Source organism: Bradyrhizobium sp. TM233, assembly GCF_036247965.1.
Lineage (GTDB): Bacteria > Pseudomonadota > Alphaproteobacteria > Rhizobiales > Xanthobacteraceae > Bradyrhizobium > Bradyrhizobium ottawaense.
This window is the reverse complement of sequence record NZ_BTIG01000001.1, coordinates 979,232-1,005,471: the sequence shown is the minus strand read 5'-3', so window position 1 is coordinate 1,005,471 and position 26,240 is coordinate 979,232. Positions and strand designations below refer to the sequence as shown.

Below are 26,240 nucleotides of genomic sequence, written 5' to 3'. Positions count from 1 at the left end.
AATTGGTCGGCGATCGCGCAGGGCGCCCTGCACGGGCGTCATATTGCTTGCCGAAAGCTGCGGTGACACACTCGATCGCAACAACGATCGGGAGCGAAACGCATGACCGCCGCAGCGGATGCCGCGCAGCAAGCCCAATGGAAGCGCTGGCGTGCGGTCGCCGACCTCTATCACGCCTATTTCACCGGCCTCATCCTCACCGTCGTCACGCGGCGCGGACCTGCGGATGCCGCCGAGTTCGTCTTCCGCGTATTCCGCCGCCAGCAGCAGGAGCGCTTCCTGCCCGGGCTCAGGAAGCTCGGGATCGATCATCTGCCGCCGGCGGTGGCGGCCGCGCAATATCACTATCTCTCCAACTGGATCGGCGGCGTGCACGTCGAATACATGTATGAGAGCGATGCCAAGGCCTGGATCCGCTATCCGCCGCCACGCTGGATCTGGAAGGGCACCGCGATCTGCGGCGTGCCGGGCGAGGTCTCGCGCGCCATGCTGCGGGGATGGCACGCCAATAACGGTGTCGCGCTCGGCGATCTCAGGCTCGGCTTCGTCTGCACCAAGCAGAGCGTCGACGGGCAGGACGGGCTGGAAGGCTACTATCACCAGTACGACCATCCGCTCGAGCTCGACCAGCGCCTCGTGTTCGCGCGCCACCTCGAAGCGCCATTGTTCGACGCCAACACCGCACCGGCTCTGCCGGTCGCAAGCTGGCCGAAGCCGCGCCTGGAAAAAGCCTATCGCAACTACGCGATGGAATATGTGCGCACCGCCGCACCCGTGATGGTGCAGCTGTTCGGTCCGGAAGACGCCGGCTATCTGCTGCATCTCACCGGCAAGCTGATCGGGATGCAATATTTCGATGACGTCGCGGCCGCGCTGGAGATGAGCCGCGGCGGGGCAAGCGAATTCGCGTCGTTCCTGAACGCGCTGTTCGCGGCGCAGGATGACACGGCCGAGACCTCGCAATCCGAAGGCACGTTCGAAATCCGCCAGCAGAGCTGGAAGCTGATGGACGACGTCGCCGACTATCACCCCGCCTGCGCCAGGGTGCTGGAGGGGTTGTTCGAAGGCCTGGCTGCGGGATGCGGGCGGCACATCGGCGTGCACATGCGCGCCGCCGCAGGCGGCCGTCCGCCGTTGGTCTGGACGATCGAATAGCCTTCATCCGTTGAAATGCGCTGCCGCAGGGCACGCCTGCAGCTAGCGCAGGAGGAATCGCTGCGGGCCGTGCTAACAAGCCTCTCGCCGCGCCTTCTGCGCGAAGAAAATAATGGCACACCTACGCATTGCCGCGCCGCAAATGGCGCTCGCGCCCCGGAGAGGACATGTCCGACATCGCCGAAATCCCGGTCGATGAGCAAGAGCGTCCGCTGCCGCCGCCCCCGCGGCCGCTGCGAAGCGCGCTGACGGACGGGCCGATCCTGCGCACGCTGCTCTCCCTCGCCTGGCCCAACGTGATCGCGCTCTCGGCCGGCACCTGTACGGTGATCGCGGAGACCTCCTATATCGGCCGGCTCGGCGTCGAGGCGCTGGCGGCGATGGCGCTGGTGTTTCCGACCGTCATCCTGACCATGACGATGTCGGGCGGCGCCATGGGCGGGGCGGTGGCGTCCGCCATTGCCCGTGCGCTGGGCGCCGGCGATCGCGAGCGCGCCGCCACGCTCGCTGTGCATGCGATCCTGATCGGCATCAGCTTCGGCCTCGTCTTCATGCTGGGCATGCTGATCTTCGGGCCAAAGGTACTGGAAATGCTCGGCGGCCGCGGCGACGTGCTGACCCATGCGGTCGCCTACACGCAGGTGTTTTTCGGCGGCGCCGTGCTGCCCTGGCTGCTCAACACCATGGCCGGCGTGCTGCGCGGCACCGGCAACATGAAGCTGCCGTCGTTCCTGATCCTAAACTCCGCGGCCTGGCAGATCGTGCTCGGCGGCACGCTCGGCCTCGGGCTCGGGCCGGTGCCGCAGCTCGGCATGCGCGGCGTCGCGGCCGGCGCGCTGATCGCCTATTCCATGAACATTGGCATCATGGGCTGGTACCTGTTCTCCGGTCGCGCCCGGGTTACACCGAAGCTGCGCGGCCTGCGGATCCAATGGGCGATGTTTTTCGACATCCTGAAGGTCGGCGCCATCGCCTGCTTCTCGCCGCTGCAATCGGTGCTGACGATCTCGATCTTCACCCACATGCTGGCGAAGTTCGGCACCGCGATCCTCGCCGGCTACGGCATCGGCGCGCGGCTCGAATTCCTGCTGACCTCGATCGCATTTTCGTTCGGCATCGCCTGTGTGCCAATGGTGGGGATGGCGATCGGCGCAGGCAACATTGCGCGCGCCCGGCGCGTCGCCTGGATCGCCGGTGCATCCGCATTCGTGGCCGTCGGCGCGCCGGCATGCGTCGTTGCGATGTTCCCCGATCTCTGGATCAACATCTTCACGGACAGCGCAGCCGTGCGCGCGGCGAGCCATCAATATCTCTCGACGGTCGGACCGTTCTACGCGTTTTTCGGCATTGCCACGACGATGTATTTCTCCTCGCAAGGCGCGGCCAAGGTGATCGGGCCGGTGCTGGCGCAGACGGCGCGGCTGATCTACATCTCGGCGGCCGGCTGGTGGCTGTCGACCCACGGGGCGACCGCGCAGAGCTTCTTCTGGCTGGCCGCGAGCTCGATGGTCGTGCTCGGCCTGCTCTCCTTCTCCAGCGTGGTGCTGACGCGCTGGGGACCGCGCACGAACAAGGCTGCGATCAGGCCGGTGCTATCGGGCGCTGCCGACTAAAGCGCGATGAGATTGGGTCGAATCGTCATCGCGCTTCAGGTTGTCGTTTGAGCATGATCTCTTCGGAAAACCGCTGCGCACTTTTCCGGATCATGCTCTAGCGATGCCTGTGGCGGCGATGACTGCTACCGCCGCCGACATTGGCGAGCCGCATCAATTGCGGGATCATCGCCATCATGTCGCCGCCACTGGCGCCGCCGAGCATGCCCATGATGTCGCCGCCACCAACGCCGCCATAACCGGCCGGCATGGTGCCGCCCCCTGTCGGGGTGTAGCCGCCGTAATTGGGTGCGCCAAAGCCGCCGCCGAGATGGCCACCGAGGCCACCGCCCATCATGCCACCAAGCCCTCCGCCGCCATTCTCCATCATGCGGCTCATCATCGGGCCCATGGTCTGCATCATCATGGCGAAGCGGCGCTTGCCCATCTTCGCCTTCATCATCTCCAGCATCGGGGCCATCTGGGTCATCATGTCCTCGCCACCGGCACCTCCGCCGCCGAGGAACTGCGCCTTCGCCGGCGAGCTCGCGACGGAAAACAGCAGCAGCACGGCGGCCGCCTGGCAGATCACCTTGTCCGCACCTCTCATGGCATGCTCCTCGCGTGCGTGGCACCGCCGGGAGCGCGGAGCCGACCGGACGCACGCCGCGATGGTTACGGCTGGCGAGGGCGGAGCTCTGTGAGAAAACTCACGGAACGGCAAAGCGTGGACCGCGGCTCACGCCGCATCGGGCGGGAACGCCTTATGTATCGCAACGACGGCCTCCTTGGTCTGCCCCTCGACATAGGCAGCAAGCTCGTTCGGCAGCATATCGATGATCCACACCAGACGGCTTCTCCGCTCGCCATCGGCGAGCACCTGCACCGAGGCGCTGTAATGCTTCAGCCGCTCGTTGCTGATGGCATAGACGAGGCGCTGCCGCACGTCGTCGCAATCGACCAGCACCTCGCGTGCCACCGAGCCGTTGGCAAAGGTGACGATACGCGCATCGCCGTCGAGCGTGCAGGCAGTGACGAAGCCGGGCGCCAGCCGCTCATGCAGCGCGCCGAAGTCGCGCACGGCGTCCCAGACGTCGCGCGCCGGGGCATTGAGGGGGATGTCGTTGTGGATGGAGGCCATGGAGTTTCCTCAAAAACAGTTTTGTAGGGTGGACAAAGGCGCGTAGCGCCGTGCCCACCATTTGGATTGACGCGAGCAGTCGGTGGGCACGCTTCCGCCTTCGCTCTTCGAGCTACGTCGGACAAGTCGCTTTGCCCACCCTACGAGATCTCGCTGGCGGCTAAAGCTCACGCACAGACCGCCTCGACATTGTTGCCATCAGGATCGATCAGGAACGCCGCGTAATAGGTCGGGCTGTAATCCTTGCGCGGCCCGGCGCCGCCATTGTCGCGGCCGCCGCTCTTGAGGCCCTCGTTGTGGAACGTCTTGACCGCGTCATGATTTCCGGCGCGGAACGCAATGTGCACGCCGTCGGCCTTGCGTCCCTTGTTCAGGTGCAGCCACAGCGCCGGCTCGCCCTTCGGCCCGAAGCCGGCATAGCCGTCGCCGCTGGAGCACAGGACGTAACCGAGCGGCGCCAGCACCGCCGTGTAGAAGCGCGTGGCGGCGTCGAGATCGGCAACGCGAAGCCCGATGTGGTCGTACATGGTGGTCTCCATTTCCAAAGCGCGCCGCAAATGGCGCGCGCCGGAGACGACCCTAGTCGGGACGAGGCGGGCGGCTCTTGGAGAATCTTGCGCTTGGCACCCGGCTAGTTCGCCGGCGCCTCCGACTGCCACCGGATCACCCGTTTCAGGTGATAGACGTGAACCCACATGTTCGTTCCGATCACGCTGACCGTGGCGACGATCAGGGCCGTGAGCTTCTGCGGGTCGTGAAGGGCGAGAATGAGCAGGAACGCGGACAGGGCCGCCGTGACGGCGAAGCTGAACCAGAGCCCGATGAGACGTGGGGCAAACCAGGCCGGCTGGCCGTCGGTGCCCCACTGCATCGGAATCCTGTGCGAGGTGATCCGGCGGCCATAATAGACGGCGCAGCCGGCGATGAAAGCGAGGCCGACGGCAAGCGCAACCAATGTGGCCGCAATCACGTCATTCGGGGCACTGTTCATCTGCCGGGTCGCCGCACTGAAAGAGCGTTGATTCGCTCTTTGGTTGTAATATCGCGCGGCGTGCCGTAAGCCCAGCGCGTCGCGCCCGTCTGGTCAACAGACTATTACCCGCCCCCGCAGCCGACCTGTCTCAGTTGAGGACGAGGCGTTCGGCGAAGATGCTGCGCTCTCCCTTCGAGGCCTGGCGGAATTTGGTCGGCGATACGCCGGCGGCACGGTGGAAGGTGCGGACGAAATTGGAGAGGTCGCCGAAGCCGACGTCATAGGCGACATCGGTGACTGCGATGTCGTCATCGGTGAGCAGCCGCGCTGCGTGCCGGAGCCGCGAGCGCACCAGATATTGATGCGGGGTGACGCCGAGCACGCTCGAGAACAGCCGCAGGAAATGGAACGGGCTGAGGCCCGCCTGCTTTGCCGCCTGTTCGAGATCGAGCTCGGCATGCGAATTGTCGTCGATCCACAGCGCGGCCTCGACGGCGCGGCGGCGGTCGCGCGCGGTGGGTGTCGCCGGCTTGCGCGCCCTGCCGGACACAACATCAATGAAGCGGCCGGCCAGGATCTGGCCGACCTCGTCGAGGCCGATGTCGCTGTTGCCATCTGCCGCCGTCTGGGCGAGCTCGCCCAGCACCATCAATTCGGGCAGCGGCGGCGTGGCGCCGACCTGCCAGACCTCGCGTCGTCCCCCGAGGGCGTCGACCATGTCCTCGCCGAAGAAGAAGCCCAGGCAGACGTCGCCGCTGACATGCTCATGCGTGCAGGTGTATTCCTCGCCCGGCGCGCCGACCAGCATCGAGCCCGCCACCAGCTCGAAGAAACCGGCGCGGCAATGGCAGCCAAAACTGCCCGAGCGCACATAGGCGATGGAATGCCCGGTGCGGCATTCGGCAAATGGCGTATCGCCCGGTCCCGCGTCGCAGCGGAACTCGGAGACGGTCATCGATTGTGACGTCAGCAGCGTGGTCGCGTCCATGCCGCCTTATCTAGGTGGACGGCCTTGGTGGGGCAACGGGCAGCAGCACCTCGAACAGCGTCTTGCTGGCGACGGGATGGGCGCCTTCGAGCGCCAGCAGCCGCCGCTTGGAGATCACCCCGCCGTAAGGCGAGAGCCGGTCGGTGTAATTGCCGGCCTCCAACATCCGGTGGCAGGGCACGATCAGCATGTAGGGATTCTTGGCGATCGCCTGTGCCACCGAATGCGCCGCGCCTGAAGCGCCCAGCGCCTTGGCGACCTCGTGATAGGTCCGCGTCTCCCCGCGCGGAATCGAGCAGGCGAACTCATAGACGCGGCGGTTGAAGCCGGGCACCCCGCCGGCATCCAGGCTGACCTCGGAAAAATCGGGATCGTTGCCCTGCAGCAGGCTCACGATGCCCTCTATCGCAAGCTCGGCATTGTCGGAGGGGCGCTGCTCGCGCGCCTCGGGATGGACTGCAAAAATGCGGCGGCGGGTGTCGATCTCCCGCGCCCCCGGCAATTGCACGGCCACCACGCCGGTGTCGCTCCAGATGATGCCGCAGCGCCCGATCGCCGTGTCGAATATCGAATAGCCACGCCCCACCATGCACACGCCCCACTCAGTGCACGTCTCTCCCCAGACACGAGATCATAACACCGCCACAATCCGGCGCACCCAAAATCTTGCCGAAAAGTTAAGGAGCGTGAGGCTGGCGGCGCCAAAGCGCTTGGCGCGCGGCGCCGTCTCAGCTACGCAAGAAGCAAAAGCTCACCTGCGGCGGATGGATCGCAATTCCGATCGATGGTGCGCTACGGCGCTGGAGCGAGATTTAGCTCTGACTGGTCTTCATCCTGAATGTGGAACTGATCGAACAGAACCCTTTCCCAAATGAGCGAAATATCGCCAGGGGCTAGTCCTAACGAAACAAGCGCCTTTAGATCAGTAGGAGACATAAATATTCTTATTTTCCGAGCCCACAGATTGAGTGCGCTGTCCAAACTACTTGCTATCGGAGACAGCCGCGTAAGCTCCACGAACTCCTTTTTGCTCGAAGGGGCTCCTCCCCCGAAAATCTTTGCTAGCTTTTGCGGGATTTCTTGATGAGGTCGAAAGCGTTTGGTGCGCGTGTCAACCTGAATTGCCGAGATTTGATCTTTGCCAGGTTCCGGAATATCCAACAAGATCGTATCGATATGAAAATCGGTGCGCGTTAGGCTACGTACCGTCTCTTGGAATTTCTGCTCAAGCTCTTTTCTAAACGTAGCCAGATTCATCTGATGACGCCGCGCCTTCGTGAGGTCAGTAAAGCCGCTCTGCTGCTTCCGGTCGCCATGAACTCTATGGCTGATCTCCTCGTTCAGGCGTTTTCGCGGGAAACCGACCTGTCGATTCTCGGTCGCTATTGGCGTCATATAGCTCAGCTCAAAGGCGAGTTTGAAATATTCTCTTCGGTCGCCCCGCAAAGCGCTGACAAGCGACTGGACTGTCTTACCCGGAGAGGTCGAATGTGCCCTCTTCTCTGAGAGCACTCTTGTCGACATGTGACTCAGTTTGCGATCCAGCCACTCTAATGCTTGGTCGTCACTTTGCTCACGGAATATAAAGAGAAGCTCTTTGAGAAATTCCATCCATTCGTTATCAGTCTGTGCAAGAAATGCCTCGCAGAGCAAACGTTGAAGCATCGCAGTAATGGATCGCGTAATTCTATGCCAGTACACAACTGCGAAGAGTTGATACCTCGCGGTGATGATAGATTCTATAGAGGCGATGCCCTTTTCTGATACGCCAATTGCGCATGACGCTTCGATTTGCTTCTCGTCAGTGTGTATGCAAACTCTGAGACTCTCAAAGAATCTCTCAAGGTCAATCCCATTAGCAAAGTGCACTCCCGCATGCAGCGCGTCGCGTCGCAGATAGTCGAGTTTGTCTGCGTCGAGCGGCCCATCGATGATCGACCGCATGATAGATTTCACTGCTTGGCGTGTTCCCCTACGAGAGATATATGTTGGCAGATCGGATGAGAAAGTTTGTTGCTTGAATACGTCGCGGACCTTCCGGAGCAAAATGGATGCTTGTCGAGCGTCTCCATTGTCTCTCTCATTAGGTCTCAGCCAATAGTTTTCGACGACGCTTATGAGCTCTGTGGCTAAATCCTCGGTCACGTCAAAGAGCTTTGTCGCTACGGAGTTTGTGATGGGGTCTCCGAGAGACGATAGGCACTTGTCCAGCACCGCCAGAGTATAGTCGGTATGGTTAAGTCCCGAGAAGAAGTCCGACATCTCTTCCAGAAAGTGTCCGAAGGCGATGTGTCCGACGTCGTGTAGGATCGCTGCGATCAGCGTGGCGTCGATGTCATCCGCGGTGACAGATGTACGCCAGAAGGCGTTCATTTCATTGAGATAGAGCGACCGTATGAAGTAGGTTGCTGTGGTCACCGTTCCTAGCAAGTGTTCGAACCGAGTGTGGGTCGCGCCTGGAAATACTCGTCTAACCTGCGCTAGCTGAATGTGTTTGTCTGCCGGGCTTACAAGGCTTGTCTCGATCAGGGCCTGAATTCTGGGCGTGAAAACACTGTTCCCTGTGACCGGCAACCTAACTATATCATCTAACGAAACCTGAAGTTCGGGTACGCTGGAGCCATCACCGAAGGGCAGAATTACGCGTGTTAGTTCTTCGACGACCTCGGTGGCTCCGGAATAGGAGTCTTGGCTTCCGAAATAAAGTTCGTCTGGCCTAAACTTGGCTCCATTAGAAAACCTCGTGCGATAACGATCCTTAAACGGAAACAGTATTCTGTCGAAGATGAGTCTCAGGCAGTCGAAGCGGTCGATATCTTTTGAGTTCCGAGCATTCGATAGGATGTCGTTGAGTTTGGTCCGATCTGCTTGAGCTAATTGCCCTCTTCCTTCGTTCCGCTCGTCGCCCTCGAGGAAATGCGGGGATATCGCTAGGCATCGATTCCATTCTTGAGCGAGCATCCATAAGTCTATGAATGGGTCGTTCCAACTAAGATGGGGTAATCTTATCTGAAATCGACGGCTCTCGCTTTGCCCAGTGTCAACTTTGTCGAACTGCGAGAGTGCGGGATATTTCCCCTCCGTAGTCGTGACTAGCAGGTCCAGACTGTTGTCCAATACGTCTAACGTCTTGGCATTTCCAAAATCGATTAGTTTAATTGCGTGCTTATCAGACACCAAGAGATTGTCGCTCTTGATGTCCCAATGAAGAACCTTTCTCTCTTGGAGGTGGCTCAAAGCCTGAAAGCTCTGAATGATAAGCGAAATTACGCGATCAAATGACAATTTCTCTGGAGGAGTGTCAGTCAGAAAAGAGTGAAGATACTTGTGCAGAGGTCGGGCGCCGTCAATCCATTCAGAGACGCTGAATGGCAGATGGGCTGTAAGTGCGTTGTTGGCTGTAAAAGCGCATGACTTGTCTCCTCCATAGAGGTGCTGCGCAATGTGTTCATGAGATAATCGGCGGAAGATGAGCCGTTCGTTCTCGAAAGCCCTGACTTCGTTTTCAAATCGAGTTTGAAAATTGTTCTGGTCCAGTTCTTCGAATAGCGGGAACTTATAGGCTAAGACGCTTACACGCGGGACTTTGAGCGCGAAGAAGCGCTTGATGCGAGGGTCATGTAGCTGGATCGTTACTCCGGATCCGCCTAAAATGATGGCTCCCCCAGGGGCCAGTCTGAGTTTGTCCTTTCCAATGTTGAGCGAATAGTTGTCCGTTTGGGGGACGTCTGTGCTTAGCTTGCAGCTAGAGTCGCCGATCGATCCCTTTTGAATGCAGCTACTCAGAATGCGGCTGAGTTCGCCTTCAATCGCGAGCTTATTTGGGAAGATGTTTGGAAGGCTTGAACTGGGGGTGACGACCGCTAGTGCGCAAGCAATGTCGAACTTCACACGGTCAGTAGTCATTGTTTGATCCTGTTGTTCAAATCTCAGGATGGGGTCACACAGCAGTGGATAACTGCCACCCAAGTTTGGTCGTCGGTCGGCAAGGTTTTGGGGGCTATTGCAAACGCATTTGCCGGGGCGGCTAGCGCGGCTTTCGGAACGCTCAATTGAATAAGTCTGATACTATGCACAATTATAGCGTGTATTAAAGCCCCAGTACCTAAAAACTTGGTTTAGCCATCGCAAGGGGTGTTCTGCGGATTTCAAGGAATGCCTTGATCGCCGGCAGTGGGACCCTGTATTAGTGATAGGCGCATCGAGCATCCGCGGGCGTAGTTCAATGGTAGAACGGCAGCTTCCCAAGCTGCATACGAGGGTTCGATTCCCTTCGCCCGCTCCAAGTTTTCGGCCGGCCAGTCTGCGGAATGTGAATGTGGTAGGCTGAAGCCATGGTCAGGACGCTCGAACAAGCCCTTGCGCAAATTTCCCGGTTGCCGGCCGCCGATCAGGAAGAGATCGGCCGGAAATTGCTTTCGCATGTCGAGAAGCTCAACGCCCTGCGGTCGGAAATAGACCGCGGCATCCATTCGCTCGATGCAGGCAAGGGCGACACCCTGAATATGGAAGAGTCTCTGCGCGAAAAGAATTCACTGCGTGGTGGCGCGTAAGCTTCCGGTCATTGGTCGCTGGAAGTGCTCGCCGATATTGATCAGCTTCGGGACTACTCCGCTGCTGCGGCTTGTCCATCGAGCCCGAGTATTCCCAGCGAGTGGCCGCCGGCGAAGATTCTAATATGTTAGCCTCTCGCTCTCGGCATGCATGCCCCGCCCGCTCTAAGCTCCCTCCCGCCCCGTGGATGCGGTCCCTACACCGGGCAACGTTCGGATGAAAGCCATGGACCAGCAGAAACTCGACCGCGCGATCGGACGCCGCCTGAAGACGCTGCGGACACAGGCGGGCATGACGTTGAACGAGCTGGCCGCGCGCTCCGGCGTCAGCCGCGCCATGATCGGGCGGGTGGAGCGGGCGCAGAGCAGTGCGACGGCGGCGCTGCTCGGCAGGCTTTGCGCGGCGCTGGACGTGTCGCTGAGCGATGTCGTCGCGCTCGCCGAGAAGCCGCCGGAGCGGCTGGTGCGGCTCGCCGACCAGCCGCATTGGCGCGATCCCGACAGCGGCTATCGCCGCCGGCACGCCTCGCCGACGGATGCGGCGAGCGGGATCGAGATCATCGTCGTCGATCTGCCGGCCGGTGCGCGGGTGCCGTACAGCCCCTGGGGCCGCAACGCCTTCACCCAGCAGCTCCTGATGCTGGAGGGTGCGATCGCCGTGCACATCGACGCCAAGGCGGTGCGCCTGCGCGAAGGCGACTGCCTGGATTTCGACGTGATGCGCGCGGTGATCTTCGAGAACGAAACCAGGCAGGACGCGCGCTACGTCATCATCACGCGGCGCGGCGCCTCCTACGGGAAGCTGTGAGATCGGAGCAGACCTGTCATGGCCTGTCGACAGGTCCGGTCGACGCTCAGGCCAGCTGCGGGAGCGGTTGGACCCGTTCGCCGGCCCAGGAGTTGAGCATCTGATGATAGAGCGTCGCGGACTGCCACAACACGCGCTGATACAGCTTGCCTTTGTCCGAATCCCTGGCGACATCGCCGCAAATATCCAGCCCCATCGACAGATGGTGCGCATCGACGTCGGTGTGGGTCCTCCAGTAGCGTCCGCTCAGAATCCTGAGCCGGTCCAGCACCGGTATCACGGCTGAATAGAAGTCCAGCGCAACGCCCTCGCTGAGCAGGTTCAGGGCGACGACCTGCACATCGTGCGGATCGCGCATCGCGCTGCGCCAGCAATATGAGATCGCGCTCATCGTTTCGATCGTCGGCGGCACGTCGCCGGGCTCAGTGTCTTGCAGAAATCCGTGCTCGGTCATCCAGGCCACGAGCTGATCGGGATGGTCGGCTTCCTCCATGGCGTGTTCGGCGAAGACGGGCTGATAACGCCTGTCCTGACACAGCGCGGACCGCAGACAAAGCGCCTGGGTGAATTCGCGCGACTGGTGGATGAGCTGGTGAACCCATTGCAAATCGCTTGGCAGCGTCGCGCCGGCAACTTGTCTGAAGAAGGGACCTTCCCGGAGCTGTGACCGGTACTGCTCGGAAATATCAAGCAACCAATTCATAAGGCTCTCTCTCATGATCTTGCCGCGAACGCCCGTTGTGGCGCCGTCGGTGAACGGCAACCATAGGCAAGGCGGCCGGACCGCGCGTCCTGCGTTCGAGCGAGACGCCGATGGCGAGCTGATGGCTGTATCTGCAATCGGAAATTGAGTTGCGGCTGCGATGGTCCTCAAAATGAGTTGCGTACCTCAAAACACCTCTGCTAACCTTCAGCGATGGCCGATACCCTCGCCGCGACCGCGCTGACGCTGAAGGACATCGCCCGCGAGGCGGGCGTCAGCCTGGCGACGGTCGATCGCGTGCTGCACAACCGCCCGGGGGTGCGGCCGGACACGGTGCGGCGCGTCAAGGCGGCGATCGAGCGCAACGCGTTCCAGCCGCACGTTGCCGCCGCCGAGCTCGCCCGCGGCCGCGCCCGCCGCTTTGCCTTCGTGATGCCGTCGGGGCCGAACCCGTTCATGCAGCAGATCGAGGCCTATCTCGGCGAGATGTCGGCCTGGCTCTCGGTCCGCCGCCTCAATGTCGAGATGGTCGCGACCGACGTGTTCGATCCCTCCGTGCTTGCGGCCTCACTGGAGGCGCTGTCGGGCGATTACGACGGCGTCGCCGTGGTGGCGCTGGATCATCCGGGCGTCCGCGCCGCGATCAACGATCTCGTCGATGCCGGCACCAAGGTGGTGACGCTGGTGTCGGACGTGCCGTCGTCGCGCCGCCACCATTATGTCGGCATCGACAACATTGCCGCCGGGCGCACCGCCGGCGCGCTGGTCGGGCGGCTGGCCGGCCAAAGGTCCGGCAAGGTCGCGATCGTCGCGGGCTCGCAGGGCCTGCGCGACCATGCCGAGCGCATCTTCGGCTTCAACCAGGTGATGGCGTCGGAATTCCCCGGGCTCAACGTGCTGCCGGTGCTGGAAGGGCGCGACCAGGACGATCGTTCGGAGCAGGTGCTGGCGCGGCTATTGGGCAAGCATGCCGACATTGTCGGCCTTTATAACGTCGGTGCCGGCACGCAAGGCGTCGCCAAAGCGTTGAGCGATGCCGGCCGCGACGAGGTGGTGTTCGTCGGTCATGACGTCACCATGCTGACGCGCCGGCTGCTGCTGCAGGGCGTGATGGATGCCGCGATCTCGCAGAACCCCGGACATGAAGCGCGCGCCGCCGTGCGCGTGCTGCTCGCGCTCGCCCGCGGCGAGCCGATCCTGCGCGAACAGGAGAAGATCAGGATCGACATCGTGATGCGGGACAATCTGCCTTAGCGGCAGATGAATATGGAACGGCCTGGCGGGAAGGCGACGCAAGCTCGCGCACCGCAATGGGCAATGGGAGGACGATTTGTATCTCGGACTGGACATCGGCACCTCCGGTGTGAAAGCGGTGCTCGTGAGCGAAGCCGGCGCGATCCTCGCGACGGCGGCGCGCGAGCTTGCGCTGTCGCACCCGGCGCCGCTGTGGTCCGAGCAGGACCCCGATTCCTGGGTCGATGCAGTCATCGGCGCGGTGGACGATCTCGCCGCCCGCCATCCGCGCGAGGTGGTGCGGGTCCGCGGCATCGGCCTGTCGGGCCAGATGCATGGCGCGACGCTGCTCGACGAGAACGGACGGCCGCTGCGTCCGGCGATCCTCTGGAACGACGGGCGCTCCCAGGCCGAATGCGCCGTGCTGGAGCAGCGTTGCCCCTCGCTGCACGCGATGGCCGGCAATCTGGCGATGCCCGGTTTCACCGCCCCGAAGCTGTTGTGGGTCGCGCGGCATGAGCCAAAAATCTTCGCGCGCGTCGCAAAGGTGCTGCTGCCGAAGGCCTATGTGCGCTATCGCCTGACCGGCGAGTTGATTGAGGACATGTCCGATGCGGCCGGCACGCTGTGGCTCGATGTCGGTCTGCGCCGCTGGTCGCCCCTGTTGCTGCATGCCACCGGGCTCGATCTGCACCACATGCCGCGCCTCGTCGAGGGCAGCGCGGTGAGCGCAGTGCTCGCGCCGGAATTCACCCAGCGCTGGGGCATGGCGAAGGATGTCGTTGTCGCGGGGGGCGCCGGCGACAATGCCGCGAGCGCGATCGGGCTCGGCGCGATCGCGCCGGGCGATGCGTTCCTGTCGCTGGGAACGTCAGGCGTGGTGTTCCGTGTCACCGACCGGTTCGCGCCGGCGCCTGAAACGGCGGTGCATGCGTTCTGCCACGCGCTGCCCGGCCTCTGGCACCAGATGGGCGTGATGCTCTCGGCAGCGGCCTCGCTGGCCTGGCTCGCCGGCGTAATGGAGACGCCGGCCGCAGCGCTGCTGGCGCCGCTCGGCGAGCGCGTCGACGGGCCGAGCCCGATCAAATTCCTGCCCTATCTCGACGGCGAGCGCACGCCGCACAACGATGCCGCCGCGAGCGGCGCCTTCGTCGGCCTGCGCGGTGCGACCGGGCGGACGCAGATCGTGCAGGCCGTGCTCGAAGGCGTGGCCTTTGCCGCGCGCGACAATCTGGCGGCGCTGAGTGCGGCGAGCGGGCCTGTTGCCGAGCTCGATCTCGTCGGCGGCGGCTCGCGCTCGCCGCTGTGGGCGCAGATCTGCGCCGATGTGCTCGGCATTCCCGTTCACCGCGTCGAGGAAGGCGAGGTGGGGGCGGCCCTCGGCGCCGCGCGGCTCGGCCGGCTCGCTGCCACCGGCGAAGATCCCGCGGACGTCTGCACCCGCCCGCGGCGGCTCGCGAGCTTCACGCCCCGCGCATCCGTCACTGAGGCCTATGACGAGGCCTATCGGCGATGGCGCGCGCTTTATCCCGCATTGAAGGAGACCCCTTAAGTGAACGCGTCAGCCAAATTCTTCGATGCAACTGCACCCGTCGCCTTCGCCGGCAAGGAGGCGGGACAGGCGCCCGCGTTCCGCTGGTACGACAAGGACCGCCTCGTGCATGGCCGCAGGCTGGAGGATCATCTGCGCTTTGCGGTCTGCTATTGGCATTCGTTCTGCTGGCCGGGCGGCGATCCCTTCGGCGGCGAGACGTTCCTGAGGCCGTGGCACCAGGGCGGTGACGCGATGGCGCAGGCACGGGCCAAGGCCGATGTCGCCTTCGAGCTGTTCCGCCTGCTGGACGTGCCGTTCTTCACCTTCCACGACGTCGATGCGGCGCCGGAAGGCAGCTCGCTCGCCGAATCCGTCGCCAATCTCAACGCGATCGCCGATCTGTTCGAAGCGAAGATGGCATCAGCTAAGGTCCGCCTGCTCTGGGGCACCGCCAATCTGTTCACGCATCGCCGCTACATGGCGGGTGCGGCGACCAATCCGGACCCGGAGATCTTCACCTATGCGGCAGGCCAGGTCCGCGCCGCGCTGGAGGTGACGCACCGGCTCGGCGGCCAGAACTACGTGCTGTGGGGCGGGCGCGAGGGCTATGAGACGCTGCTCAACACCGATCTCAAGCGCGAGCTCGACCAGCTCGGCCGCTTCATCTCGCTGGTCGTCGAGCACAAGCACAGAATAGGCTTCAAGGGTCCGATCCTGATCGAGCCGAAGCCCAAGGAGCCGACCAAGCATCAATATGATTTCGACGTCGCCACCTGCTACGGCTTCCTTGCGCGCTACGACCTCCTGAAAGACGTCAAGCTCAACATCGAGCAGAACCACGCCATCCTCGCCGGCCACTCCTTCCATCACGAGGTGGCGCTGGCCGAGGCGCTCGGCGTGTTCGGCTCGCTCGACGTCAACCGCGGCGACGATCTGCTCGGCTGGGATACCGACCAGTTCGCGATGAACGTCCCGGAGCTCGCCCTGGTGTTTCACGAGATCCTGAACCGCGGCGGCTTCACCTCGGGCGGGCTCAATTTCGACGCCAAGATCCGGCGGCAGTCGATCGATCCGGACGATCTGATCCACGCCCATGTCGGCTCGATGGACGCCTGCGCGCGCGCGTTCCTCGCCGCCGCCGACATGGTCGATGCCGGCGCCCTCACGGCGCCGCTCACCGAGCGTTACCAGGGATGGGCCGGCCCCGAGGGCCGCGCCATTCTCGGCGGCCAGCGCTCGCTCGCCGATCTCGCCGACCATGCGCTTCGTCCCGGCTTCGACCCGCAGCCGCGCTCGGGCCGGCAGGAATATCTGGAATCCCTGGTCAACCGCTACGTCTGAGGAAGGCCGCTGATGACAAAGGCTGACGCGACACCGGTCCTCGAGCTGACCGGCATCGGCAAGGAGTTCGGCGCGATCCGCGCGCTGCACGGCGTCGACATGCAGGTCATGCCGGGCGAGGTCGTCGGCCTGATGGGCGACAACGGCGCCGGCAAGTCGACGCTGGTCAAGATCATCGCCGGCAATTTCCGCCCCAGCCATGGCGAGATCCGCTTTGCCGGCAACGCGGTTCATTTCAGCCGACCGGTCGACGCCCGCGCGGTCGGCATCGAGGTCGTCTACCAGGACCTCGCGCTGTCGGACAATCTCACGGCGGCGGCCAACGTGTTCCTCGGACGCGAGCTGAAGCGCAAATTCGGACCCATCGCATTGCTCGACCACAAGGCGATGGCGGCGCGCGCGCTGGAATTGTTCGGCGAGCTGCGCTCGGAGACGCGCCCCGACGATCTCGTCAAGCAGATGTCGGGCGGCCAGCGCCAGGCGGTCGCGATCGCGCGGACCCGGCTCTCCAATGCCCGGCTGGTGATGATGGACGAGCCCACCGCCGCGATCTCGGTGCGCCAGGTCGAGCAGGTGCTCGGCCTGATCCACCGGCTCAAGGAGCAGGGTGTCGCGGTGATGCTGATCTCGCACCGCATGCCCGACGTGTTCGCGGTGTGCGACCGCGTCATCGTCATGCGCCGCGGCGAGAAGCGGGCCGACAAGCCGATCCACCAGACCTCGCCAGAGGAAGTCACCGCCCTCATCACCGGCGCGAAGGAGGCGGCGTGATGGCCGTGCCCATGGAATCTCCGATCAGCTTCACCAATGTCGGCAAGATCAGGTGGTGGCAGCGCGGCATCTTCGCCTCGCAGACCGGCTACGTGCTGCTCGCGCTCGCCGTGCTGCTGGTGATCATGCATTTCGCCAGCCCGTATTTCTTCACCGAAGGCAACATGCAGAACGTGGCGAAGAACTTTTCGTTCATCGCCATCGCCACCCTCGGCGTCACCTTCGTCATCATCACCGGCGGTATCGATCTGTCGGTGGGATCGATGATGTGCTTCTCCGCCATGATCACCTCGATGGTGATGACCGAGCTGTCGGCGCCCGGCTCACCCGCGGGGGCCTTGTTCGTGCACATGGCGGCTGACGGCAAGACCGTAATTGCCAACGTGCCCGGCCTGATCCTGCTGATCTCGATCCTCGCCGGCCTCGGCGTCGCGCTGATCGCCGGGCTCGTCAACGGCTTCTGCATCGCGGTGCTCGGCCTGTCGCCCTTCGTGACCACGCTCGGCATGCTCTCGATTGTGCGCGGGCTCGGCTATGTCGTCTCCAACGGCCGCGGCAGCTTTCCGGGCGGGCCCGACGCCGATCGTTTCTACGCGCTCACGTCGGGCGACGTGCTCGGCGTGCCCGTGCCTTTCATCTATCTCGTGGTCCTCGCGCTGACGATGGCCGTCGTGCTGCATCACAGCGCGTTCGGTCGCCATGTCTTCGCGCTCGGCGGCAACGAGAAGGCGGCCGAATTGACCGGCATTCCGGTGGTGCGGGTGAAGATCGAGGTCTATGTGATCTGCGCGCTCGCAGCAGGCCTGCAGGGCATCATCATCTCCGGCTGGCTCGGATCGGCGCCCGCCAACATGGCGACGTCCTACGAGCTCAACGTGATCGCGGCGGCCGTGATCGGCGGCGCCAACCTCGCCGGCGGCATCGGCGGCCCGCTCGGGGCCATCGTCGGCTGCGTGCTGCTGGAGGTGATCCGCAACGGCCTCGTGCTGGCGCAGGTCTCCTCCTACTGGCAGCAGACGCTGGTGGGCGTGATCATCATCCTGGCCGTGCTGGTCGATCGCATCCGCTCGCGGATGAGCTGACGTGACGTCGCTTCGGGAAGACAAATAAAATGTTGCCTGTCCGCTTCCCGGGCGCTTTCGAGAGGATAGGCACCAAACAAGGGTGGAGGAGACAATGAGGAAATTTATTCTTGCCGGCATCGCCGTCGCCATGATGGCAACGCCGGCATTGGCCGCGAACTACCGCTTCGTCATCGTGCCCAAGGCGATGAACAATCCGTTCTTCGACTTCGCGCGCGACGGCTGCCTGAAGCGCGCCAAGGAGCTCGGCAACATCGAGTGCATCTACAAGGGGCCGGTCGAGCATGAGCCGGCGACGCAGGCCCAGATCATCCAGGACTTCGTCACCCAGAAGGTCGACGGTCTCGCCATCTCGGTCGCCGACGTCGCGGCCATGACCAAGTCGATCGAGGCGGCGACGGCCGCCGGCATCCCCGTCATCACCTTCGATGCCGATGCGCCCGGCTCCAAGCGCATCGCCTATATCGGCACCAACAATAAGGAGTTCGGCGTCGCGCTCGGCAAGCAGCTGGTGAAGATGCGCCCCGACGGCGGCAAATACGCCATGGTCTCGGGCGGCCCAGGCGCCAAGAACCTCGCCGAGCGTGTCGACGGCGTGCGCGAGGCGCTGAAGGGCTCGAAATGGACCGAGGTCGCGGGCTCCCCGACCTTCTGCAACGACGATCCCGCACTCGCTGTCCAGCAGATGACGGACATGCGTACCGCAACGCCTGATCTCGCCGCCATCGTTCCCATCGGCGGCTGGCCGATGTTCGCGCCCGAAGGCTTCAAGGCTTTCGCCAGCAGGAACAAGAAGGACATCGATTCCGGCAAGTTCACGCTTGTCGTCGCCGATACGCTGAAGATGCAGCTCGAGCTGCTGCGCGACGGCTATGCCAATGCGCTGGTCGGCCAGCGTCCGCTCGAGATGGGCGAGAAGGCGATGGACACGCTGCTCGCCATCAAGAAAGGCGAGAAGGTGCCGGAGATCGTCTATACCGGTCTCGATCTCGTGACCAAGGACAACGTCGCGCAGATGTTGAAGTAGGAGCGCCGCCAGCCCCGCGCTCCTGCGTGCCTCTCCCGCTTGCATTTTCCGCGAGCGGGAGAGGTGTTTTGTTGGAAGGATATGGCATGAAACGGTCGCGGCTCGGCTCGCTCGACGTCACCTCAATCGGTCTCGGTTCCGCCCCCCTCGGCGGATTGTTCACCCCCGTAAGCGATGCCGACGCGGAGGCGACGATCGCGCGCGCCTGGTCGCTCGGGGTGCGATTCTTCGATACCGCGCCGCTCTACGGCTTCGGCCTTGCAGAACGGCGGCTTGGCGCATTCCTGCGGCAACAGAATCGCGACTCCTACGTCATCTCGACCAAGGTCGGCCGCCTGCTGCGCGCACCGAATGGCGGCGCCGCCGAGGACGAGCACTACAAGGGCACGCCACGCGAGCGGCCGGTGTTCGATTTCAGCCATGACGGCGTGCTGCGCTCGGTGGAGGAGAGTCTCGCGCGCCTCGGGCTCGATCGCGTCGACGTCCTGCTCGTGCACGACCCTGATGATCATTATGACGACGCCGTCGCCGGTGCTTTCCGCGCGCTCCAGCGCCTGCGCAGCGAGGGCACGGTGAAGGCGATCGGCGCCGGCATGAACCAGTCGGAGATGCCGGTTCGTTTCGCCGAGGCCGTGCCGGTCGATTGCTTCCTGCTGGCCGGGCGCTACACGCTGCTCGATCAAGGCGCGCTGGATGCGCTGTTTCCGCTCTGCACGGCGCAGAACATCGGCATCCTGCTCGGCGGCATCTACAACAGCGGCATTCTCGCCAATCCGCATGCGGGCGCGAAGTTCAACTATCAGGACGCCGATGCTGCGCTGGTCGCGCGGGCGCTGGAGCTGGAGGCGCTCTGCCGCAAGCATGGCACCGAGCTGAAGGCCGCCGCGCTCCAGTTCTGCATGGCGCATCCGGCCGTCACGGTCGCCGTGATGGGCGCGCGCAACGCCGCGGAGGTTGCCGACAACATCGCGATGTCGGAGACGGCGGTGTCGGCGGCCTTCTGGCAGGAGCTGCGGGCTCGAAACCTCGTCGATGCGCGCGCGCCGCTGCCGGGTGGGGCGTAGACATGATCATCGACGCCCATCAGCATTTCTGGGACCCGGCGCGCGCGGACTATCCCTGGATGGCAGCGGACGAGCTGACGCCGATCCGCCGCGCCTTCGGTCCCGCCGACCTCGCGCCGCTTCTGAAAGCGAACGGCATCGATGCCAGCATCATGGTGCAATGCCGCTCCTCTCTCGAGGAGACCGAGGAGTTCCTGCGGATAGCGCACGAAAATCCCTTCGTCGTCGGCGTGGTCGGCTGGGCTGATCTGACGGATGGTACGCTCGGCGAAGCGCTCGATCGGCTTCGCGCTTCACCCGGCGGCGGCAAGCTGGTCGGAATTCGCCACCAGGTCCACGATGAAGCCGATCCCGATTGGCTGCTGCGCGAGGACGTCCAGCGCGGCCTCACCGCTGTTTTCGCCCGAGATCTCGCCTACGATTTCCTCGTCCGCACCCGCGAGCTGCCCGCCGCCATCGCAACCGCGCAGGCCTTTCCGCACGCGCGGTTCGTGCTCGACCACGCGGCCAAGCCGCCGATCGCCGACGGCGGAAGCGAGGTGTGGGCCGATCGCATCAAGGCGCTCGGGGCTTGCGGCAATGTCTGGTGCAAGATCTCCGGGCTCGCGACCGAAGCGGTCTGGAACGACTGGGATGCGGAGCGGCTGTTTCCGTTCGTCGCGCACGCCGCGAGCTGTTTCGGCGAGGACAGGCTGATCTTCGGCTCGGACTGGCCGGTGTGCCTGCTCGCGGGAAGCTACGGCGAGATCAAGAGCGCGCTGGAGGCCTGCCTGGCAAAGCTCGGCCCGCAGCCGCGGGACAAGGCGTTTGGTGTGAATGCGACGCGGGCGTATCGGTTGGCTGTCGCAAGTTAGCGCCTGAGCGCGCTCCTGCTTCCTGCCTCTCCTGGCAAAGCAGGAGAGGGGAAGCCAGCGGCGGCGTGCGCCCCTGACTACTCCGACATCGGCTTGTCGGAGATGTCCCAGTCCTTGCCGGTGAAGGTGGAGATGAAGAGCGTCTTCATCGGCGTATAGTCCTCGGGCGTGTAGCTGTAGGTGACGCCGTCGAGGAAGTAGGGCGAGTGGAAGCCTTTGAGATTCGAGGCCTGCTTCAGCACGTTGGCGCGGGTGAGGTCGTCGCCGCAGCGGCGCAAAATCTCACCCATGGTCACGGCCTGGCCGTAGCCGGCGAAGGCAATGGTGTTGTCGGGGTCGATGGCCGGGGTGTACTTCTTGCGCAATTCCTCGAACGCCATCACGTCGGGGTCCTTCTCCCATTTAGGCAGGCCGACCTCCTTGTTGTAGCGGATGGCGACGATGCCGGTGGCGTTCTCGAGGCCCGCGGCACTGAGGATCGAGCGGCCGGTCGAGCCGGCGGACAGAAGCTGCAGCGGCTTCCAGCCGAGCTCGGCGACTTTGCGGATCGACTGCGACGAGGCCTTGCCGGTCGAGATGTTGTAGAAGACGTCGGCGCCCGACTTCGAGAGGTTGATGAGCTGGGAATCGACGGTCGGCTCGGTGAGATCGTAGGTCTGCTCCATGATCACCTTTGCGGTGCCGCCGGCGTCTTCCAAAACCTTCTTGAAGGGACCGAGGAAGTCGCGACCAAAGTCGTCGTTCTGGTAGAGGATGCCGATCTTGGCGTTCGGCTTCACGCTGACGACGTGGCGCGCAAGGATGCGCGCCTCGGTCGGATAAAGCGGCAGGCCCGCCATCGTCCATTTGAACTCTTTCGGATTGTTCCACTTCGATGCGCCGGTGTTGAGCAGCAGCTGCGGCACGCCCTTGGAGTTCAGATATTTGTGCACGGCGGTCTGCGGCGCGGTGCCGAGCGAGCCGTACAGCGCGAGCACCTCCTCCTGCTCGACCAGGCGCCGCGTCGCCTCGACGCATTTCGGCGCGCTATAGGCATCGTCCATGGTGAGAAACTTGACTTTGCGTCCGTTGATGCCGCCCTTCTCGTTCAGCATCTGGAAATAGGCTTCGCCGATGCGGCCCAATACGCCATAGAGCGAGCCGGGGCCGGAATGCGGCACGGTCTGCCCGATCTTGATCTCGGTGTCGCTGGCGCCCGCATCGTATTTCTTCTCCGCGGCCCAGACGTAAGGGGCGGGCAAGGTGGAGGCGGCGATGGTGGCGAGCGCGGCGGCGCTGAAATCGCGCCGCGATGGATTCTTCGTCATTATTTGTTTCTCCCTGGCATGCGCATTGTGCTGGGAACGCAGCACGGCTCGCAAGTGGGAAGTCACGGCTTTGCGACGCAATGACGCTCAAATCACGGGGCGCTAGCGCCTAGACTCAAGTTTTCTCGGCCACGATCACGAGACCGCGCACCGGCTCGTTATTCTCAATGCGCGGCGAGGCCGGCTCCAGCGTCAGCAGCTTGAGCCCGGCCTTGGCGATGGCACCGCGCACATATTCCGCCGAATGGGCATAACGCAGGCCTTCGCCGAGCACGATGCCGTTGCCATCGTGCGTCTCCAGCGTGAAGGCGAGCACGCCGCCGGATACGAGCACGCGTCTGGCTTCGCTGAGGACCGGTGCGAGATCGGAGAGGTAGACGAACGCATCCGCGGCGACGACGAGGTTCGCGCATCCATCGGCCTTGCTCCGCAGCCCTTCGATCATGTCGGCGACTTCGAGCTCGGCGTAGAGGTTGGTGGCGCGCGCCTCCTTGATCATGCCGGCCGACAGATCGATGCCGATGAAATGGTCGACCTGTTTGGCGAAGGCGGCGGCCGCAAGCCCGGTGCCGCAGCCGAGATCGATGGCGCGCTTGAACAGCGCGGGCTTCCTGGCGGCGACGCGCGCGGCCAGCACCGCCTTGAAGATCAGCGATGGGGCGCGATAGCCGAGGTCGTTGATCAGCGTGTGCTCGAAGCGGGGCGCATATTGATCGAACAGGGCCTGCACATAAGCCTTGGGCATTTCGGCGAGTTGCGCGTCGCCAAGCCGCATCAGGTGCAGGGCGGCGCCGTGCTGGTCATCGGGGTCAGCCCGCCTCGCTTCGCGAAACGCAGCAATCGCCTTGTCGCGCTCGCCAAGCTGGGCACGGATTTCGCCGAGCGTGAACCAGGCGGAGGTGAAGTTCGGCGCGAGCTCGATCGCCTGCTCGATGAGGTCGGCGGCGGCGGGCAGGTCGCCCTTGAGCTGGAGATCGCGCGCGAACTCGAAGCGGCGGTCGGCCATGAGATCGCCGGAGGTCAGGAACAGGCGGAGGGGCATCGGGAACCAGGGAACGAAGCGGTGATGAGTAGAAGATGCGATGACGCAACCTATATAGCAGGCATGCGTCCGCAAGACATCCTGCTGCCAGTTGCTGCCGGCCTGTGCTGCAAGCCCGGCGGCTTCCATATCGACCCCGTCCGCCCTGTCGAGCGGGCCGTGATCACCCACGGCCATTCCGACCATGCCCGCGCCGGCCATGGCGCGGTGCTGGCGACGCAGGAAACGCTGGACATGATGCGGCTGCGTTACGGCGAGAATTTTGCCGGATCGACGCAAGCCATCAGCTATGGCGAGGAGATCCGGCTCGGCGATGTCAGCGTGAAATTCCACCCGGCCGGCCATGTGCTGGGATCGGCGCAGATCGCGGTGACGTGCAAGGACACCTGCATCGTCGCCTCCGGCGACTACAAGGACGCGCCCGACCCGACCTGCACGCCGTTCGAGCTGGTGCCCTGCGACGTCTTCATCACCGAGGCGACGTTCGGGCTGCCGGTATTCCGGCATGGCGATGCGAGCGACGAGGTCAAGAAGCTGCTCGCCTCCGTCGCGCTGTTTCCCGAGCGCGCGCATCTGGTCGGCGCCTATTCGCTCGGCAAGGCCCAGCGCGTGATCAAGCTGCTGCGGCAGGCCGGCTATGACGCACCGATCTATCTGCATGGCGCGATGGAGAAGATCACGGAGTACTATCAGAGCCGCGGAATCGATCTCGGCGAGCTCAGGCCGGTGAAGGGCGTGAAGAAGGCGGCGCTTGCCGGCACCATCACGCTGGCCCCGCCGTCGGCCACGTCAGATCTCTGGACGCGGCGCTTTCCTGATCCCGTCACCGCGTTCGCGTCGGGCTGGATGCGCGTGCGCGCCCGGGCGCGGCAGCGTGGCATCGAGCTGCCGCTGGTGATCTCCGACCATGCCGATTGGGACGGTCTCACCGCCACCATCGCCGCGACCGGTGCCGGCGAGATCTGGGTCACGCACGGCCAGGAAGATGCGCTGGTGCATTGGTGCCGGAGCAAAGGCCTCAAAGCGCAGCCGCTCGATCTCGTCGGCTATGGCGACGAGGAGGAGAGCGAGGCGCCGGCCACCGACGAGGCCGAGGCATGAACCGCTTCGCCGAATTGCTGGACCGTCTCGCCTACGAGCCCGGCCGCAACAACAAGCTGCGGCTGCTCACCGGCTATTTCCGCGAGGTCGGTGACCCCGACCGCGGCTACGCGCTGGCCGCGCTCACCGGCGCGCTCAGCTTCAAGCATGCCAAGCCCGCCCTGATCCGCGATCTCATTGCGGCGCGTACCGATCCGGTGCTGTTCGGGTTGAGTTACGATTACGTCGGCGATCTCTCGGAGACGGTGGCGCTGATGTGGCCGAAGACGCAAGACAATGCGCAGTCTTTTCCGGGCCACCCCTCTCCCCAACCCTCCCCCGCAAGGGAGGAGGGAGCGCAGCGGAGTGGGGCGCTGTCAGCGAGCACAATATCTCTTGGCGATTCCCAAGGTGAGGGACGCACGAGCCTCACCGTTCCCTCCCCCCTTGCGGGGGAGGGGCAGGGAGGGGGGTACCCCGGGCGAGATGCTGATGAGTCCCCTCACGCCCGCAACCACAACAACCCACCGCCCCCAACTCTCACCGAAGTCGTCACCACGCTTCGCACCCTCGGCAAGACCGAGCTGCCGAAACAGCTCGAGCGCTGGCTCGACGAGCTCGACGAGACCGGCCGCTGGGCGCTCCTGAAGCTCGTCACCGGGGCGCTGCGCATCGGCATCTCTGCGCGCCTCGCCAAGACCGCGGCCGCCGCGCTCGGCGACAAGGACCCGCATGAGGTCGAGCTGATCTGGCCGGGGCTCAGCCCGCCCTATCTCGACCTGTTCGCCTGGCTGGAGGGCCGCGGCGAAAAGCCGGTCAACCGCGATCCCGCGCCGTTCCGCCCAGTGATGCTGGCACATGCGATCGAGGACAGCGATTTCGCGGCGCTCGATCCCGCCGACTACATCGCCGAGTGGAAATGGGACGGCATCCGCGTGCAGGCGGTGGCAGGGCGCGACGAGCGCGGCCACGTCACCGCGCGGCTCTATTCGCGCACTGGCGAGGACATCACGGGGAGCTTTCCCGATCTCGTGCCGTCGCTGCGCCTGCCCGGCGCGATCGACGGCGAACTTCTGATCCTGCGTGAGGGCCGTGTGCAGAGTTTCAACGTCCTGCAGCAGCGGCTCAACCGCAAGGTCGTCTCGCCCAAGCTGATCAAGGAGTTTCCGATCCACCTTCGCGCCTACGATCTGCTCGGCGACGACGAGAATGATTTGCGCGAGCTGCCATTCGCGGAGCGGCGCGAGCGGCTGGAGGCGTTCATCGGGAAGCTCGACGATCCCCGCATCGATCTGTCGCCCACGGTTTCCTTCACAAGCTGGGACGCGCTCACCGCCGCACGCGCCGATCCCGCGAGTGCCGGTGCCGGCGAAGACGCGGACGCCGTCGAAGGCGTGATGCTGAAGCGGCGCGATGCGCCTTATCTGCCGGGCCGGCCGAAGGGCCAGTGGTGGAAGTGGAAACGCGATCCGCACATCATCGACGCCGTGCTGATGTATGCCCAGCGCGGTCACGGCAAGCGCTCGTCCTTTTATTCCGACTACACGTTCGGCGTCTGGACCGCGGGCGAGGGCGGCGACGAACTGGTGCCGGTCGGCAAGGCCTATTTCGGCTTCACCGACGAAGAGCTGCTGCAGATCGACCGCTTCGTCCGGCGCAACACCACGGAAAAGTTCGGCCCCGTCCGTCATGTCGTGCACGAGGGCGACAAGGGGTTGGTGCTGGAGGTGGCGTTCGAGGGCCTGCAGCGCTCGCCGCGCCACAAATCCGGCGTCGCCATGCGCTTCCCCCGCATCAGCCGCCTGCGCTGGGACAAGCCGCCGCGGGAGGCCGATCGGCTGGAGACGCTGGAGCGGATGCTGAAGGTGGAGCCGGCGGAGATCGAGGTCTGAGGCGCCCGAATTAAACTCCCGTAACCCGATTGAAGCCCCGATGCGGGTTCCCCATCTGCCTCGCCGTGCCCTATAATGGGGTCGAATCCCCTGAGGAGTT

General features: G+C 64.1%; 24 protein-coding genes and 1 tRNA gene. 15 read left to right on the top strand and 10 right to left on the bottom strand.

The window, feature by feature from the left end:
* The first annotated feature begins 102 nt into the window (after positions 1-102).
* Both AABA86_RS04805 and AABA86_RS04800 read left to right on the top strand, forming a co-directional pair.
* Positions 103-1,155, top strand: a complete 1,053-nt coding sequence (locus AABA86_RS04805; protein WP_338305929.1) for a hypothetical protein — start codon at positions 103-105, stop codon at positions 1,153-1,155.
* A gap of 167 nt (positions 1,156-1,322) precedes the next feature.
* Positions 1,323-2,768, top strand: a complete 1,446-nt coding sequence (locus AABA86_RS04800) for an MATE family efflux transporter (RefSeq protein ID WP_212244016.1) — start codon at positions 1,323-1,325, stop codon at positions 2,766-2,768.
* 97 nt (positions 2,769-2,865) lie between these two features.
* On the opposite strand, the gene AABA86_RS04795 is transcribed toward AABA86_RS04800, so the two are convergent.
* The 7 genes from AABA86_RS04795 to AABA86_RS04765 all read right to left on the bottom strand — a co-directional run bounded on the left by AABA86_RS04795 (position 2,866) and on the right by AABA86_RS04765 (position 9,755).
* Positions 2,866-3,357: a hypothetical protein gene (locus AABA86_RS04795; protein WP_338305926.1), complete on the bottom strand. Its 492-nt coding sequence runs from the start codon at positions 3,355-3,357 to the stop codon at positions 2,866-2,868.
* A 129-nt stretch (positions 3,358-3,486) separates the two neighbouring features.
* Positions 3,487-3,888, bottom strand: a complete 402-nt coding sequence (locus AABA86_RS04790) for an SRPBCC family protein (protein ID WP_338305924.1) — start codon at positions 3,886-3,888, stop codon at positions 3,487-3,489.
* A 167-nt stretch (positions 3,889-4,055) separates the two neighbouring features.
* Positions 4,056-4,415 (bottom strand): VOC family protein, encoded by a 360-nt coding sequence (locus tag AABA86_RS04785; protein WP_212244019.1) that lies wholly within the window; start codon positions 4,413-4,415, stop codon positions 4,056-4,058.
* A gap of 104 nt (positions 4,416-4,519) precedes the next feature.
* Positions 4,520-4,879 (bottom strand): hypothetical protein, encoded by a 360-nt coding sequence (locus AABA86_RS04780; protein ID WP_212244020.1) that lies wholly within the window; start codon positions 4,877-4,879, stop codon positions 4,520-4,522.
* A 130-nt stretch (positions 4,880-5,009) separates the two neighbouring features.
* Positions 5,010-5,849: a helix-turn-helix transcriptional regulator gene (locus tag AABA86_RS04775; protein WP_338305922.1), complete on the bottom strand. Its 840-nt coding sequence runs from the start codon at positions 5,847-5,849 to the stop codon at positions 5,010-5,012.
* A gap of 10 nt (positions 5,850-5,859) precedes the next feature.
* Positions 5,860-6,438: a methylated-DNA--[protein]-cysteine S-methyltransferase gene (locus AABA86_RS04770; RefSeq protein ID WP_338305921.1), complete on the bottom strand. Its 579-nt coding sequence runs from the start codon at positions 6,436-6,438 to the stop codon at positions 5,860-5,862.
* A gap of 203 nt (positions 6,439-6,641) precedes the next feature.
* Entirely contained in the window at positions 6,642-9,755 is a 3,114-nt protein-coding gene (locus tag AABA86_RS04765) for a protein kinase domain-containing protein (RefSeq protein WP_338305920.1), read from the bottom strand.
* Between the two features lie 305 nt (positions 9,756-10,060).
* Here AABA86_RS04765 and AABA86_RS04760 point away from each other — a divergent pair.
* The 3 genes from AABA86_RS04760 to AABA86_RS04750 all read left to right on the top strand — a co-directional run bounded on the left by AABA86_RS04760 (position 10,061) and on the right by AABA86_RS04750 (position 11,210).
* Positions 10,061-10,134: transfer RNA gene (locus tag AABA86_RS04760), tRNA-Gly, on the top strand.
* Positions 10,135-10,183: 49 nt separating this feature from the next.
* Complete coding sequence (locus AABA86_RS04755; protein WP_338305919.1) at positions 10,184-10,402, top strand: hypothetical protein; 219 nt, start codon at positions 10,184-10,186, stop codon at positions 10,400-10,402.
* A 226-nt stretch (positions 10,403-10,628) separates the two neighbouring features.
* A complete protein-coding gene (locus AABA86_RS04750; protein ID WP_212244028.1) occupies positions 10,629-11,210 on the top strand; it encodes a helix-turn-helix domain-containing protein in 582 nt (193 codons plus the stop codon).
* A 46-nt stretch (positions 11,211-11,256) separates the two neighbouring features.
* Here AABA86_RS04750 and AABA86_RS04745 read toward each other — a convergent pair whose 3' ends face one another.
* Positions 11,257-11,913: an iron-containing redox enzyme family protein gene (locus tag AABA86_RS04745; RefSeq protein ID WP_338305918.1), complete on the bottom strand. Its 657-nt coding sequence runs from the start codon at positions 11,911-11,913 to the stop codon at positions 11,257-11,259.
* 213 nt (positions 11,914-12,126) lie between these two features.
* On the opposite strand from AABA86_RS04745, the gene AABA86_RS04740 reads away from it, so the two are divergent.
* The 8 genes from AABA86_RS04740 (at position 12,127) to AABA86_RS04705 (ending at position 20,819) form a co-directional block, all read left to right on the top strand.
* Positions 12,127-13,167, top strand: a complete 1,041-nt coding sequence (locus tag AABA86_RS04740; RefSeq protein WP_338305917.1) for a LacI family DNA-binding transcriptional regulator — start codon at positions 12,127-12,129, stop codon at positions 13,165-13,167.
* A 76-nt stretch (positions 13,168-13,243) separates the two neighbouring features.
* Positions 13,244-14,698 (top strand): xylulokinase, encoded by a 1,455-nt coding sequence (gene xylB / locus AABA86_RS04735; RefSeq protein WP_338305916.1) that lies wholly within the window; start codon positions 13,244-13,246, stop codon positions 14,696-14,698.
* On the top strand, positions 14,699-16,021 hold the full coding sequence (gene xylA / locus AABA86_RS04730) for a xylose isomerase (protein ID WP_338305915.1): 1,323 nt from the start codon (positions 14,699-14,701) through the stop codon (positions 16,019-16,021).
* Positions 16,022-16,033: 12 nt separating this feature from the next.
* A complete protein-coding gene (locus tag AABA86_RS04725) occupies positions 16,034-16,792 on the top strand; it encodes an ATP-binding cassette domain-containing protein (protein ID WP_212244037.1) in 759 nt (252 codons plus the stop codon).
* The gene (locus AABA86_RS04720; RefSeq protein ID WP_338305913.1) at positions 16,792-17,874 is read left to right on the top strand and encodes an ABC transporter permease; all 1,083 of its coding nucleotides are present in this window, start codon (positions 16,792-16,794) and stop codon (positions 17,872-17,874) included. Before AABA86_RS04725 ends, AABA86_RS04720 begins: the two co-directional genes overlap by 1 nt.
* A gap of 94 nt (positions 17,875-17,968) precedes the next feature.
* Complete coding sequence (locus AABA86_RS04715) at positions 17,969-18,901, top strand: sugar-binding protein (RefSeq protein WP_338305912.1); 933 nt, start codon at positions 17,969-17,971, stop codon at positions 18,899-18,901.
* Positions 18,902-18,987: 86 nt separating this feature from the next.
* Entirely contained in the window at positions 18,988-19,965 is a 978-nt protein-coding gene (locus tag AABA86_RS04710) for an aldo/keto reductase (protein ID WP_338305911.1), read from the top strand.
* A gap of 2 nt (positions 19,966-19,967) precedes the next feature.
* Positions 19,968-20,819, top strand: coding sequence for an amidohydrolase family protein (locus tag AABA86_RS04705; RefSeq protein WP_338305910.1), 852 nt, complete (start codon positions 19,968-19,970; stop codon positions 20,817-20,819).
* 77 nt (positions 20,820-20,896) lie between these two features.
* Here AABA86_RS04705 and AABA86_RS04700 read toward each other — a convergent pair whose 3' ends face one another.
* Positions 20,897-22,126, bottom strand: a complete 1,230-nt coding sequence (locus AABA86_RS04700; RefSeq protein ID WP_212244047.1) for an ABC transporter substrate-binding protein — start codon at positions 22,124-22,126, stop codon at positions 20,897-20,899.
* Between the two features lie 115 nt (positions 22,127-22,241).
* The gene (locus AABA86_RS04695; RefSeq protein WP_338305909.1) at positions 22,242-23,168 is read right to left on the bottom strand and encodes a class I SAM-dependent DNA methyltransferase; all 927 of its coding nucleotides are present in this window, start codon (positions 23,166-23,168) and stop codon (positions 22,242-22,244) included.
* A gap of 63 nt (positions 23,169-23,231) precedes the next feature.
* Between AABA86_RS04695 and AABA86_RS04690 the strand changes: the two genes are divergently transcribed.
* Positions 23,232-24,269: a ligase-associated DNA damage response exonuclease gene (locus tag AABA86_RS04690; RefSeq protein ID WP_338306150.1), complete on the top strand. Its 1,038-nt coding sequence runs from the start codon at positions 23,232-23,234 to the stop codon at positions 24,267-24,269.
* Positions 24,266-26,140: an ATP-dependent DNA ligase gene (locus tag AABA86_RS04685; protein WP_338305907.1), complete on the top strand. Its 1,875-nt coding sequence runs from the start codon at positions 24,266-24,268 to the stop codon at positions 26,138-26,140. Before AABA86_RS04690 ends, AABA86_RS04685 begins: the two co-directional genes overlap by 4 nt.
* Positions 26,141-26,240 lie beyond the last annotated feature (100 nt).